Origin of the sequence: Pseudomonas sp. NPDC088885, assembly GCF_044750025.1 — a bacterium.
Classification (GTDB): Bacteria; Pseudomonadota; Gammaproteobacteria; order Pseudomonadales; family Pseudomonadaceae; genus Aquipseudomonas; species Aquipseudomonas rustica.
This window is the reverse complement of record NZ_JBIVJB010000001.1, coordinates 542,866-556,264: the sequence shown is the minus strand read 5'-3', so window position 1 is coordinate 556,264 and position 13,399 is coordinate 542,866. Positions and strand designations below refer to the sequence as shown.

The window sequence follows — 13,399 nt, the reverse complement described above, 5'->3', positions numbered from 1 at the left end:
TGCTTTAAGCACCCCGGGCATTCAGCTTGCCAACCATCCCTCTCATCCCGATTCTAACTCCTACGCAAGACACAAGCGGGCTTGCTCGCGAAGGCATCACCCCGGTTCAAAGCCTTGCACCTAGAGCAGCATCCACAAACAAAAATGCCAGTCAGCAAAAACTGACTGGCATTCGCTTCAATCGCGCAGAAAAATCAACGACGACCGAGCAGCAACCCTACCACCAGACCAAAACCGGCCGAGATGGCCACGGTCTGCCATGGATGGCCGCCGATGTAGCTTTCGGTGGCGTCTACCGCTGGCTTGGTACGGTCGCGCACGCTGGACACCGATTCCAGTGCCTGCTGCAATTTTTGGGCGATTTGCCCGCGCAGGGTTTCCGCTTCCTCGCCAACCAGTGAAGCGCTGTTCTTCAGCAGTTTGTCGGATTCTTCGATCAACGCCTGAAGCTCACTGAAGGCTTGATCCTTGATTTGATCCTGGGCGGCTTGCACGGCGGATTTCCGGGCCATTGGGTGACTCCTTGCAGTTGAATGGACGTGATCAATGGAGTGCGACGGTGCGCGAAAAGTTGCACTGAATGTAGATCAACAGGCAAAACCTGCGCAGGAGATTTCCGCCGAGCGTGTAAGATGTCGCCATTTTACGCAGCAGGATAAATCCCCATGAGTTTCAATCTGGCCGACAAATCCCTCGCTGAGCGCGCGGCGCTCGAGGACGAGAAATCCCGTCTGTTCGAACTCTGGCAGAACAATCTGGGCAAAGCCAAAGGCGAAGCCGCGCGTTTGTTCGGCGAGCGCGGCAAGCGCAAAGGCAAATGGGCGGAATGGGTACGTTCGGAACTGGACACCATGTCGCCGCCGGAATTCGCCAACATGGTGCGCAGTGAAGTCAATCGCCTGATGGCAGCGAACAAGTAACGCCTCAGCCCGGTGTGAACGTGGCGGCAATCGCCTCGCGAACCTTCACCACCACTGGATCTATCTGTGTGCTGGTGCGCCAGCCGAGTTCGATCGGATAACGCGGCAACGGCAGCGGGCAGGGCAGCAACGTCAGCCCGCTGATCGCCGCGATACTCTCGGCGGCGTGCGTCGGGATGGTCGCCACTGCCTGGCTGCCCTTGAGCAGATAAGGCAGCGCGGCAAAATGCGTGGTCGAGGCGCAGACCCGACGACTCAAACCCAGCGCCGCCAACCCCTCATCGGTAATCCCGATAAATCCCCCGGACGACACCAGCAAGTGCTCGCGGGCGACGAATTCCTGCAGATCGATCTCCTGCTGACCGGGCGCCAGGCTCGCCGGATCGACCAGACACGCGTAACCGCCTTCGCCCAACACCTGACGACTGAGCAGGCGCTCGGCAAAACCGCCGGCGGTGATCGCCAGATCGATGCTGCGCTCCATCAGATCGCGGGCGACGATCTGGCTGTGGGTCTGGCGGAAGATCAGGCGCAACTTCGGCGCGCTGCGGGCAATTTCCTCGATCAGGCGCCGGCCGTAGGCGATCTCGAAATCATCCGATAGGCCGACGGTTACCGAGCGACCCTCATACTGCTGCGTCGTCGGGTCGACCATCGCCAGACTCTGCCGACACTTGTTCAGCGCCTCGCTGACCACCGGTTTCAGCTGATTGGCTTTTAGTGTTGGCGCCAGACCGCGCCCGGTACGCACGAACAATTGGTCGCCATACACATCGCGCAAACGCCGTAACGCTGCACTGACCGCCGATTGCGTCACGCCCAGACGCAGCGCGGCGCGGCTGGCGCTGGACTCTTCATGCAGGGCTTCGAAGACTTTAAGCAGATTGAGGTCGACGGTGGCGATATTCATAAGGCTCATATCATTCAGCAGTGAATCGGGCTTTATTCATGATCCCGTGCGGCCGGAGAATCAGCAACACCTGATCTTATGGAGTGAACCGAGATGGCCAAATCAATTGTTGCTGCGCTGCAAATCGGCTCCTTGCCGGGTGGTAAAGGCGAAACCCTCGAACAGATACTCAGTTATGAAGCGGCCATCGTTGAGTCCGGCGCGGCGTTGGTGGTGATGCCGGAAGCGCTGCTCGGTGGTTATCCGAAAGGCGAAGGTTTTGGTACGCAATTGGGCTATCGCTTGCCGGAAGGGCGCGAGGCGTATGCGCGGTATTTTGCCAACGCCATCGATGTGCCGGGTGTCGAGACTGAGGCGCTGGCCGGTTTGTCGGCGCGCACCGGGGCCAATCTGGTGATCGGCGTGATTGAGCGCGCGGGCAGCACGTTGTATTGCACGGTGCTGTACGTCGATCCGCAGGAGGGTTTGGTCGGCAAGCACCGAAAGCTGATGCCGACCGGTACGGAACGGCTGATCTGGGGCAAGGGCGATGGCTCGACGCTGCCAGTGCTCGACACGCAGGTGGGCAAGCTCGGCGCGGTGGTCTGCTGGGAAAACATGATGCCGCTGCTGCGCACCGCGATGTACGCCAAGGGCGTAGAAGTGTGGTGCGCGCCGACGGTTGATGAGCGTGAGATGTGGCAGGTCAGCATGCGCCACATTGCTCATGAAGGGCGCTGTTTTGTGGTCAGTGCGTGCCAGGTGCAGGCGTCGCCGCGCGAGTTGGGTGTGGACGTTGCCAACTGGCCCGCCGAGCGCCCATTGATCGCCGGCGGCAGTGTGATCATCGGGCCGATGGGCGACGTTCTGGCTGGGCCGCTGCGCAATGAAGCCGGCCTGATCAGCGCAGAAATCGACACGGATGATTTGATCCGCGCGCGTTACGACTACGACGTCGTCGGCCACTACGCCCGCCCGGACATCTTCGAACTCAGCGTCGACGAACGCGCCAAACCGGGCGTGCGGTTCACCCAATAACCCCAAACCACCGCGGACTTTGTGGGAGCCGAGCTTGCTCGCGAAAGCGGTGTGTCAGCCAGCATCACCGTCACTGACCCACCGCCTTCGCGAGCAAGCCCGCTCCCACAGGTTTTGTGTGATGCCCACCATCCTGAACACACCTCAAATCCCTGTGGGAGGTGGCTTGCCAGCGATGGTGGTGTGTCAGCCATATCACTTTTGCAGACCCACCGCCTTCGCGAGCAAGCCCGCTCCCACAGGTTTCAGCGGTGTTCATAAACCGGCAGATACATACTGTTCATGTAGGAGTGAGCCTGCTCGCGATCGCATTCGATCAGTCACCCCTTGAATATCTGAACCACCGCGATCGCGAGCAGGCTCACTCCTACACAAACCACCTGCAAACCGCGCAACCTCTGGGGGAACGCAGTTCAATTGTGGGAGCGGGCTTGCTCGCGAAAGCGTTATCCCAGCCAACAACCAACCTAACTGACACCCCAAAACTTATACCCCCACAGCCCAATCACGCACCAGACGGCCCAATCGCGCAGCCATTTCACGACAAACCGAAACTGTCATATTCAGTATCACTTCGCTCCGCATAGTCAGCAGCCCAACGCTTAAACAATGAGGCTGCACCGTGTTTCAACGTCTTGTGTGTTCGCTGTCCGTACTGAGCCTGTCCATCGCCGCTGCTCACGCTGCCGAGTCCGTGCCCCTCGACACGCCGCGCTTGAAAAGCATCGACAACTTCCGCGATGTCGCCGGCATCACCACTGCTTATTCCACCGCCCACGACGGCACCATGCGCGCGGGCGTGTTCTACCGCTCCAACGCGATCACGCCGTCGGCGGCAGACTTGGCGACGCTCAACAGCCTCGGCATCAAAGCCGTCTACGACCTGCGCACCCCGAGCGAAATCGCCGGCACGCCCGACACCATGCTCAACGGCGCGAACTACCAAAACATCGACATCATCGGCGCCACCACCTCCGGCTCGAACATCACCAACATCAGTTTCAACAGCGCCGCCGACGCCGTGGCCATGATGGAACAGACCAACCGTGCCTTCGTCAACGATGCCGGCATGCGCAGCCAGTTCGGCACGCTGTTCAACGCGCTGGCCAGCGTCGACGCCGCGCAACTGTTCCACTGCACCGCCGGTAAAGACCGCACCGGCTGGACCGCCGCCGTGTTGCAAAGCATCGCCGGTGTCGACAACGCAACAATCATGGCCAACTACCTCGCGACCAACGACTACACCGCCGCCCGCGTCGCCGCCACGCTGAAAGCGATGCCGCCAAGCATGGCCGCCGTCTACGGGCCGCTGCTCGGCGTGCAGGCCAGCTACTTGCAGGCCGGTCTCGACGAAGTCACCGCGCAATACGGCACCATGGACAACTACCTCAAACAAGGCCTCGGCCTGTCGCAGGAAACCATCTACGTCCTGCGCGGCAAACTCGTCGAATACAACAGCCTGCCGGGTCAGGCCGGACTGATCGGCAACGCCGCTGCCGGCGCCGAGTTGCTCCGCGAATTGCAGAACACCAATCTGTCCGGCACCTACAGCGCCTACAACTATTACCTGCAATCGGCCATCGACGCCGGCACCCTCGGCGGTGTCGAATCCCAGGTCGGCGGCCAGGTACACGCCGACGCCGCCAGCTACCTGCTGCGCCAAAACGCGATGATCGAACAAGCCGCCGCACCATTTGCCAGCGGCACCGACCTCAAAGTCGGCCAATACCGCTTGTGGACGACCGCGCTGGCCGGCTACCTCGGCACCGACGGCTCGTCCCACGCCGAAAGCAGCAACGAACACAGCCAAGGCCTGATGGTCGGCATCACCCAGCGCTTCAGCGAACAACTCAGCGCACGCGGCGGCTTCGGCTACAGCAAAGGCACCGTCGGCGGTGCGGGTGGCGAAGCCGACACCGACTTCACTTTCCTCAACGTCGGCGCCCGCTACGGCTTCACCAGCCTGGAACAAGGCCTGTTCCTCGACGCCAACGGCAGTGCCGGCTACGTCGACTACGACAGCAAGCGCGACCTCGGCGGCGGCCTCGGCTCAGCGAAGGGCGACACCCACGGCAACCTCACCGGCGCCACGCTGGCCCTCGGCTACCGCGCCCCGGTCAACGGCATGGTTTTCGAGCCAAGCCTGGGCTTCCGCGTCAGCCACCTCGACCTCAACGGCTTCACAGAGAAGGGCAGCGAACTGGCCCTCGACGTCGACGACAACACCGCCACCCGCCGCAGCGCCGTCGCCAACCTCAACGTCGGCTTCGCCCCGGTGGCGATGGGCGCATGGCAACTGGTGCCGGGCGTACAAGTGGGTTACGAACGCACACTGGGGGATAACGAAGTCGACAGCCAAAGCCACCTGCTAGGGCTGGATATCGAACAACGCGCCGCCTTCGACAACCGCGATCAGTTCAGCGGCGGGGTAAACGTGATGGCCAACCTCGGCGCCCTGAGCCTGGGCGCAGAAATCGGCGCCAACGGCGGCGGCGACAGCCACGGCTTCAACGGCGGCCTAAAAGCGAGCTACGCCTTCTGATAGAAGCGAGGTCAACGACGACCCCACTCCAAAAAACACCGCAAAACCCAATGTGGGAGCGGGCTTGCTCGCGAAAGCGCCAGATCAGTCAACATCAAATCGACTGACCCACCGCCTTCGCGAGCAAGCCCGCTCCCACAAATTGCGTTCCAACCACAAATCTTCAAACCACCCCAAAACCCCTGTGGCGAGGGGATTTATCCCCGTTGGGTCGCGCAGCGGCCCCAAAAAATCAGGCCAGCTACGCAGTCCAACCGGGCGACGTTTAGCTAAATCCCCTCACCACAATGGTGTTCCAAGCTACTAATGAGTCACCCCAAATCCAACAGCCTGACCCTGCAGCCTTGAAATTCAACCAACTACCTAAAGAATCACACCATCCCTGTGGTGAGGGGATTTATCCCCGTTGGGTCGCGCAGCGGCCCCAAAAAACCAGACCTGCAACGCAGCCCAAGGTGATAAATCCCCCCACCACAAGTCACCTTGCAAACCTGCTACCCAATCACCCCCGAGCCCGAAACTCCGCCGGACTCACCCCATAAGCCCCCTGAAAATACTGACAAAACCGCCCCACATTACTAAACCCAAACCTCAACGCCACCTCCGTCACCGACCCCGAATCCCGCCGCGCCAGCACCTCATAAGCCCGCTCCAGCCGCACCTGCCGCTGATACGCCACAATCGACGTCCCGACAAACCGCCGAAACCCTTCCTGCAACGCCCGCTGACTCACATTACTCAACCGCGCCAGATCCACACCACTCACCAACTGCTCCGGATGCGCCTGAATAAACTCCACCGCCAACTTCACATGCCGTGGCGCGACCATCGGCGCCGGCCGCCGCAGCGCCTCGGTGAAATTGTGCGGCCACGCCTCCAGCACCGCATCAATCAACATCTCGCGCAACCGCGACGGCATCAACGTGCCGCTGTTGATCAGCGCATCAAACTCCGCGCCCGTCGCCAGATCAATCAACGCCTTGATCCCCTGAAACGCCGCCGAGTCCAGATTCACACTCGGCTCAAACACAATCCTTTCCAGAATCGGTTTGCCCAACAGCGCCGACAACCGCTCCGTCAACTGATGCCGATTCACCGAAATCCCATGATGCGCATGATCATCAAAAAACCGCATCGAGCGAATCTCAGCCTTATCAATCGCCAGCCCCACCTGCGTCACGCCGACAGACTCCGTCGCATGATTAAAAACAATCTTGCCCGCCGTAGGAATGACGAACGTAATCTCATCCTGCTGATCCGGAAAAGACACCGTGAAATCGCCGTGATAATGCATCCGCCGAAAACTCACGCCATCGTGCCGCCCGTAAACCCCACCAATAATGATGTTCGACGGTAGCGGCGGATTATCGGCATAGCGATTACCAAACAACTTCGAAAAAAGTGCACCGAAATCGTCCGAACGGAGGTTGTCGGAGCGCAGGATAATTTGCTGGCGAACGGGAGTCGGAAACACCGTGGCGGCACCTTCGTGTGGGGGCTCTAGGACAGGGGTGTAGGGGTAGGGCGCCGAGGAGATTAGCAGAGGAAATATGACCAGTTTGTGACAGCCGGAAACATGTCGTTACAGCGCCACAGCACGTTTCGGAAAAGTACACTCGGCAGGCCATTGCCGACATGGCAACCTGCTCGCCACTGTACCCAGCGAACAAACAGCGGCACCGCGCCGAGCGCCTGGCCCTGTTTGACGTGACCTGAAAGACTTGAAGAACATTGGAGCGGCAATGCAAGCCAACACGCAAACACTCCCCATCACCCTGACCCCGGAACTCGACTTCGACCAAAACGCCGCCAGCGCTTTCGGCGAATCGCTGACCAGCGAATACACCCAAGCCACACCATTCCCGCACATCGTCATCGACAACTTCCTGCAAGCAGACGTCATCGCCAGCATCCGCCAACACTTCCCGGTCGAACCGACCAACAACGAACAAATCTACGAGCGCGGCTACAAAGGCCAACTCAAACGCCAGATCAGCCCCAACGCCTGCAGCCCCTACCTGAAGAACGTCTTCAACACCTTCAACTCCGCACCGATGCTGGAATTCCTCGAAAAACTCACCGGCATACAAGGGTTGATTCCAGATCCTTACTTCGCGGGCGGCGGTTTACACGAAACCAAAACCGGCGGCTTCTTGGGCGTGCACTCGGATTTTCGCCTGAACAAAAAGCTCAACGTTGAGCGGCGGTTGAACGTGATCATCTACCTGACCGAGGACTGGCAGGAGGCGTACGGCGGCAACCTGGAGCTTTGGGATGTGGGGATGAAGAAATGCTTGAAGAAGGTGCTGCCGGTTTATAACCGGTGTGTGATTTTTAATACGGATAAGGACAGTAATCACGGGCATCCGGAGCCGTTGACTACGCCGGAGCACATCACTCGACGGTCGATTGCGCTTTATTACTACACGGCGAGTGGGGTGGGTGGGGAGCCGGGGCAGAGGAATAAAACGCACTATAAACCGCGGCCGAAGGATCGGTGGAGTTTGAAGTATTACGTCGAGAAGGTGTTTAAAAAGAAAGGTTGAGCGCGGCAATGCTTATGTGTTGCTTGCTGAATGCCTCTCGCTAGGTCTGCTTTCGGCCAATAGCTGCCAGTTGTATCCGACAGCAACCGGCCAAAAGCGGTCATTCGTGACCCGCAGCGTTAGGCCAACGGCTGCCACTCATGCTCCAAAAATCGTTAACACAGATGAGACCGCGGTTCGGTTTAACCAATCCCGTGATATTAGGGAAACAGATCGCTTATGGACACTGATTGATAACCGGTCGAAGAAGCGATAGCGAGCTCTGTACAGGGGAAAGAGTTATGGCAATATGAATCTACGCATCGTTGAGAAATGCCTCATGCTGGCGTACACATAGGACGTGAAATGACATCACTGGCAGCCCATCTCACTTGGCTTGAGCCCGATGGCACCTACACCTCGGCTTGTGGCCGTTCGATCCCAGTTTATCGATTCAACCACAACGCATTAGACATTTCCATAATGTCCAGTTGGGCGAGACATTTTAGAAATCACTACTGTAGTGACCAAGAATTACGCTACCTAAAAAATCCTTCAAAAACTAATTCTGAATATCTGATCACGGAAAAATTTCCCAGCGAATCGATTGCCCCGGGCCCGAGCATTCGGGCCGGGGATTTCGCAGAGATTCTAATAGCTGACTACCTTCAATACATTAGAAACTATGCGGTCCCTCGCACACGCTATGATCGGAAGATCATAGCGAATGAATCCTCCAAGGGATCAGACGTAATCGCTTTCAAAAAAAATCCGAATGTAATCAGTGAAAAAGATGAATTACTGATATTTGAAGTAAAAGCAAAAGCAACTGAAAAGACAAATATCAATGTCCTTCAGAACGCAATAGATGACTCTGTCAAAGATGAGGTTAGGATTGCAGAGTCTTTGAACGCTATGCGTCAGAGGTTATTTGATCGACAAGATTATGATGGAGTCGACTTGATTGAACGCTTCCAGCGCGAACCGGATTATCCCTGCAAACGCAAGTACGGCGCCGCCGCGGTTTACACATCCTCATCGCTACACGAGAGCGTGGTATGCACTTCACATGCTGGCAATCATCCTAATGCCGATACCCTCGAATTACTTCTGGTGAGTGGGATTGAACTGATGTCATTGATTCACGAGCTTTATCGGAGAGCCGCAGATGAAGCTTGAAAATAAAGGTCTTGAAATACTTGATGTGACACGTGTTAAAGCTAAACAGTACGAGTTTGGGATCGAGGAGGAATATCACGTTGAGCTCCCTCAGGATCCTAAGCGATTGCTAGTGTTCACGATTGGAGTGCTCGGAGAGTTAGCTGCACTTGAGTCCCGCCCCTCAGACGAGCGCGAAGAGCATAAGCAAGAACTGAGGAAACAATTGTTAGTAGCTGGACAATTTTTTGAATCTTTAAGTCTCTCGCTTAACAACCGAAATAGATGAGTATCTAAAAATTTTGAGCTCGGCTTCATATTATCTTGCCGACATGCCAGGGAGCGCATTGGTACTTGCCAGAGCAGTTTCAAAAAATACTGCTGAGCTGACAAGCAGTAGGCTCGAAAGTTTTTTAATATGGTTGCTAAAATCTGAGCTGAATGAAAATTTCGTTATTTCTTCCTCTGGATGCTATAACGAGCAGATTCAAAGAACTGCAACGACTTATCGCGCTTTTATGAATATGGAGGCGGATTTGTCAGATGTGGAAGACGAGCTACATGAATTCAGAACCACCGTATATGCAACCGGCTCAGATCGAGAGTTACTGCTGATCGATACCATTACTGCTTTAATTAAAAGAAAAATAAATAATTCGTCATTGATTTGCCTGCCTAAATATTCTGGCCTAGATCAGAATCGTTGGCACAAAGCGCTTGCAAATGAAAAATTCATTAAGGAATTCTGGCCTGCGCAGCGCTTAGTAGGAAGCTTGGGCGTGCTGAAGGGTAAATCAGCAGTTATGCAAATGCCAACTAGTGCGGGTAAAACCAAATCTATCGAGCTGATTATTCGGAGCGGATTTCTCTCCGGTCGTGCAGAACTAGCCGTTATTGTCGCCCCTTTCCGTGCTTTATGCCGGGAAATTACTCAGGGATTCAATGCATCGTTTGAGTATGACTCCGTCAACATCAACGAGCTTAGAGATGTTACAAGTGTGGATGAGGATGAGCAGGAGTTTCTAAAATTTTTGCTTGGTGACGATTTTAAAGGTAAATATGATCACACGATCATAATTACCACCCCGGAAAAGTTAGTTTATCTTCTCAGGCATGAACCTTCTCTGGCCAAACAAATTGACTTACTGATATTTGACGAAGGCCATCAATTTGATAGCGGTAAAAGGGGGGTTACCTACGAGCTTTTGATTGCTTCGCTGAAGAAGACCGTACCTGAAAAAGCACAAAAGGTGCTGATTTCAGCGGTCATGTCTAACGCAGAAACAATTGGCGACTGGCTGAATGGAGAGTCTAGCCTCAGCATCCAGGGCAGTAATTGGCTGCCATCTATTAAAAGCGTAGCTTTTTTAAGTTGGTTTCATGAAATGGGTCAACTGAGTTACCTCCGTCCTGACAATAAACGCGACAGCGGCCTATATGTCCCAAAGATCATCCAACAGTCAAGGCTTGAGCTGCGAGGAAAAGAACGCAAGGCTCGTTTTTTTCCAACGAAGACTAAGGTTCAATCAATTTCCTGCTATTTGGGACTTAGACTATGCCAGCAGGGGCCGACAGCTATATTTTGCGGGGATAAGAGAACAGTCATTAGTCTATGTTCAACTGTTGTAGATGTATACAAACGAGGATTATCAATTCCTGCGCCTAGCTCAGTCTCAGATAGCGTCGAGCTTCAGAAAATTGCATTTCTGTCACATCTACACTTTTCCGATCAACACATATTTTCTGAATCTATTCCCCTCGGAGTTCTGCCCCACAGTTCAGCCATTCCAAATGGTCTCAGAATTGCGGTTGAATGGGCTATGGACAAGGGCGCTGGTCACCTCGTTATATGCACCTCGACCCTCGCGCAGGGTGTCAATTTACCAATCAAATACCTTCTAATCTCAAACGTATTGCAGGGTGGTAAAAGGATTTCCACTAGGGAGTTCCAAAACCTAATTGGTCGCGCTGGACGGGCAGGATATCATACCGAAGGTGGGATCATTTTCACTGACCCAAAAATATACGACAACCGATTTCACTGGAGTGGACGTGACAAATGGGATAGAACTATAAAACTTCTAAATTTTAATAATGCCGAAGAGTGCATGAGTAGCTTGATGGAGATAGTTCAACCATTCCCTATCACAAAAGGTGAAGATGACGTTATCAATTTCGTTTCTAGCCCGCTCAGGGAAAGAGCACTGTGGCGCGAACATTGCGAGGAATCCAAAGTCTCTGAAGAAAGCTTTACTGAGCTTATGCAGGCTTTGGATAAAAAGGAGCAAATCCTTCATTCCATTGAAAGCTATTTCATGTCGACCTTGAGGGATGATAGTTCTTTATTGTCAACAGAATATTTTCTAGATCTAGCTTGTGAAACTCTTGCATATCATCTCGCGAGCGAAGATGTTAAAGACCAGCTAGTTGCTATATTTACTGCCATCCATTCAAGATTAAGCGTAATACCTGAAGAGAAGTTCTCATATTATGGTCGAACTCTGCTCGGACTTGATCAGCTTGTTTATATTGAAGGCTGGATAGAATCCCAATTATTTGAACTTGAGTTGTGTGACTCTCCTCAAGATCTACTCGGAGTGTGCTGGCCTCTAATCGTCTTGTTTTCCAGCAAGAAGATCATCTCTAATTTTTCCCCGCAGGATCAAGCAGTAAATATTGCAACTCACTGGTGCAATGAAATAAGTTATGCGGAAATTCTGACTTATGCCAAACAAAACAACCTTTTCGTCAAAGCAAAAAGCACTTATTACTCGATTACTCAAGAGCATATTGTAGATTTCTGTTCCGCACTCTCCTACGACGGAATGTTAATAGTTGGAGCTGTCGGCGACATTGTCGAAGGCAAGGCCCTTAATGAAACATTGCTCAATCATATTAGGTTACTTCAAAACCAGCTAAAACTTGGCCTGTCAGACGAATTCAAAATCTGGTTACATGGACAAGGATTCGCTGATAGAGAGGTGTGCAAGCTGATCAGTCAGCAATTGGAAAGTGTTCGGGAAAACCCAAACATTATTGACTACAAAATTTTAATAAACAATAAACAACTGCTTGGAAAAGCGCTATCCCGATTGCCGAGTGCGTTTTTATTGCCAAAGTTTGTTTGACTTGGCTGCTCTATCTATTAGCTACTTTCGAAGAACTGCGGTGCACATTACCAGATTAGATCGAACGTCTGCTGCTGGCCGAAAGCAGCCGCTCACTGAAGGCCGATTTTGGCCGTTTTCTGCCTCTCGCGATGGGCAGAAAACGACCAATAGCTGAACCTCAGGATTTCACTCTCTAAAACCCCAGCCGAAAATTCGCATACTACTAGCGACAAATCGGCACGCCTGGAAAGGGGTATGGCAACCACGCAAAAACGAATCAAGCAACGTCATGTGCAATCCAGATCAAGGAGCATGATTTGTCCTGAAATGATAAGAGGCTATCGGCAAAAGAAAAGTGGACCGCCCCACCGTCCATAGACTCCTTTTCACGATCCGCTCGACAAGCCTTAAGTGTTAGTTCCCAATGCCCGGACGCATTACCTAGTGCGCCTTGAGACAGAGAATAATTTTTGCCTAGCCAAGAAAATACGTCACAGCCCGGCAAGCCTGCGGCATGCCACGGTTTCAAAGAGTAATAAATTGCATAGGTTTGCAAGGATTTGGCTTCCTTACTTGATGAAGGCATCCCTGAGTGAGGGTACGGAATGAGCTTCAGAATTCTCGGAACCGCTCTACTACTTGCGGTCGTACCGCTCGCGGCCAGCGCGGCCAACGTAGTCGGGCAGCGCGAAGCGTGGTCAAATTGGGCTGGTGGCCTAGATGAAAGGAATACCCGCTCGCAGCTCTTGGAGCAGGAGCAGAGGCAAGAGATGCAGCGCACTAGCTCCGATCCGAATGTGCGCAAACGCTATATGTGTAACGGCGCAGCTACTATTGTGATCCAGATGGCGGAAGCCCGCGACTCGGGCGCGGGAATCGACCACCTTCGGGATGCGGCCATTAAAACTTGGCATGCGCCAAAGGAGCTAGCAGACAGTCTAGCGAAGATGACCTACACATACCGGGCTGTCGCGCCGATGGATTTGGGAACGAATATGGCAGTTGCCTGCGAATCAAATCCGAACTCCCTAACAGTGTTCGGATTCTTGCTTGAATAGACGTTCGCTCGTGTGGATGCTGAACCGTCCACCTTTTCCTACCTTAACCAAATCGCCGGTAATCTATAGATACCGATGTCAGTTTCTGGCCGAAGGTGGTTGTTCGTCATTGGGTAGGAGGCACGTCTGACTAAACGTGATCTGCACCGTGTAGCACTT

General features: G+C 54.0%; 11 protein-coding genes. 8 read left to right on the top strand and 3 right to left on the bottom strand.

All coding sequences use genetic code 11. The features are described from left to right. Positions 1-194: 194 nt before the first annotated feature. The gene (locus tag ACIP1X_RS02395) at positions 195-512 is read right to left on the bottom strand and encodes a YqjD family protein (RefSeq protein WP_008088645.1); all 318 of its coding nucleotides are present in this window, start codon (positions 510-512) and stop codon (positions 195-197) included. A 153-nt stretch (positions 513-665) separates the two neighbouring features. Here ACIP1X_RS02395 and ACIP1X_RS02390 point away from each other — a divergent pair, with 153 nt between their 5' ends. Continuing rightward, positions 666-920, top strand: coding sequence for a hypothetical protein (locus tag ACIP1X_RS02390; RefSeq protein ID WP_053120827.1), 255 nt, complete (start codon positions 666-668; stop codon positions 918-920). 4 nt (positions 921-924) lie between these two features. On the opposite strand, the gene ACIP1X_RS02385 is transcribed toward ACIP1X_RS02390, so the two are convergent. Further along, a complete protein-coding gene (locus ACIP1X_RS02385) occupies positions 925-1,839 on the bottom strand; it encodes a LysR substrate-binding domain-containing protein (protein WP_400748950.1) in 915 nt (304 codons plus the stop codon). Positions 1,840-1,923: 84 nt separating this feature from the next. On the opposite strand from ACIP1X_RS02385, the gene ACIP1X_RS02380 reads away from it, so the two are divergent. Further along, positions 1,924-2,847 (top strand): carbon-nitrogen hydrolase family protein, encoded by a 924-nt coding sequence (locus ACIP1X_RS02380; protein WP_400748948.1) that lies wholly within the window; start codon positions 1,924-1,926, stop codon positions 2,845-2,847. Positions 2,848-3,469: 622 nt separating this feature from the next. Next, the gene (locus ACIP1X_RS02375) at positions 3,470-5,389 is read left to right on the top strand and encodes a tyrosine-protein phosphatase (RefSeq protein ID WP_400748946.1); all 1,920 of its coding nucleotides are present in this window, start codon (positions 3,470-3,472) and stop codon (positions 5,387-5,389) included. Between the two features lie 502 nt (positions 5,390-5,891). Here the strand turns inward: ACIP1X_RS02375 and ACIP1X_RS02370 are convergent. Beyond that, complete coding sequence (locus tag ACIP1X_RS02370) at positions 5,892-6,863, bottom strand: AraC family transcriptional regulator (RefSeq protein WP_212551528.1); 972 nt, start codon at positions 6,861-6,863, stop codon at positions 5,892-5,894. Positions 6,864-7,131: 268 nt separating this feature from the next. Here ACIP1X_RS02370 and ACIP1X_RS02365 point away from each other — a divergent pair, with 268 nt between their 5' ends. The 5 genes from ACIP1X_RS02365 to ACIP1X_RS02345 all read left to right on the top strand — a co-directional run bounded on the left by ACIP1X_RS02365 (position 7,132) and on the right by ACIP1X_RS02345 (position 13,240). Continuing rightward, positions 7,132-7,935 carry a 2OG-Fe(II) oxygenase gene (locus ACIP1X_RS02365; protein ID WP_400748944.1) on the top strand — a complete coding sequence of 268 codons (804 nt, stop codon included), beginning with the start codon at positions 7,132-7,134 and terminating at the stop codon, positions 7,933-7,935. A gap of 345 nt (positions 7,936-8,280) precedes the next feature. Then, positions 8,281-9,093, top strand: coding sequence for a Hachiman antiphage defense system protein HamA (locus ACIP1X_RS02360; RefSeq protein WP_400748941.1), 813 nt, complete (start codon positions 8,281-8,283; stop codon positions 9,091-9,093). Continuing rightward, complete coding sequence (locus ACIP1X_RS02355) at positions 9,083-9,361, top strand: hypothetical protein (protein WP_400748938.1); 279 nt, start codon at positions 9,083-9,085, stop codon at positions 9,359-9,361. Before ACIP1X_RS02360 ends, ACIP1X_RS02355 begins: the two co-directional genes overlap by 11 nt. 13 nt (positions 9,362-9,374) lie before the next feature. After that, the gene (locus ACIP1X_RS02350; protein WP_400748935.1) at positions 9,375-12,200 is read left to right on the top strand and encodes a DEAD/DEAH box helicase; all 2,826 of its coding nucleotides are present in this window, start codon (positions 9,375-9,377) and stop codon (positions 12,198-12,200) included. A 587-nt stretch (positions 12,201-12,787) separates the two neighbouring features. Then, positions 12,788-13,240 carry a hypothetical protein gene (locus ACIP1X_RS02345; RefSeq protein WP_400748932.1) on the top strand — a complete coding sequence of 151 codons (453 nt, stop codon included), beginning with the start codon at positions 12,788-12,790 and terminating at the stop codon, positions 13,238-13,240. The last annotated feature ends 159 nt before the right edge of the window (positions 13,241-13,399 follow it).

What these genes read in the sequence shown, in the direction of transcription:
- ACIP1X_RS02395 (WP_008088645.1), bottom strand. Translation starts at nt 512, where the DNA reads ATGGCCCGGAAATCCGCCGTGCAAGCCGCCCAGGATCAAATCAAGGAT.
- ACIP1X_RS02390 (WP_053120827.1), top strand. Translation starts at nt 666, where the DNA reads ATGAGTTTCAATCTGGCCGACAAATCCCTCGCTGAGCGCGCGGCGCTC.
- ACIP1X_RS02385 (WP_400748950.1), bottom strand. Translation starts at nt 1,839, where the DNA reads ATGAGCCTTATGAATATCGCCACCGTCGACCTCAATCTGCTTAAAGTC.
- ACIP1X_RS02380 (WP_400748948.1), top strand. Translation starts at nt 1,924, where the DNA reads ATGGCCAAATCAATTGTTGCTGCGCTGCAAATCGGCTCCTTGCCGGGT.
- ACIP1X_RS02365 (WP_400748944.1), top strand. Translation starts at nt 7,132, where the DNA reads ATGCAAGCCAACACGCAAACACTCCCCATCACCCTGACCCCGGAACTC.
- ACIP1X_RS02360 (WP_400748941.1), top strand. Translation starts at nt 8,281, where the DNA reads ATGACATCACTGGCAGCCCATCTCACTTGGCTTGAGCCCGATGGCACC.
- ACIP1X_RS02355 (WP_400748938.1), top strand. Translation starts at nt 9,083, where the DNA reads ATGAAGCTTGAAAATAAAGGTCTTGAAATACTTGATGTGACACGTGTT.
- ACIP1X_RS02345 (WP_400748932.1), top strand. Translation starts at nt 12,788, where the DNA reads ATGAGCTTCAGAATTCTCGGAACCGCTCTACTACTTGCGGTCGTACCG.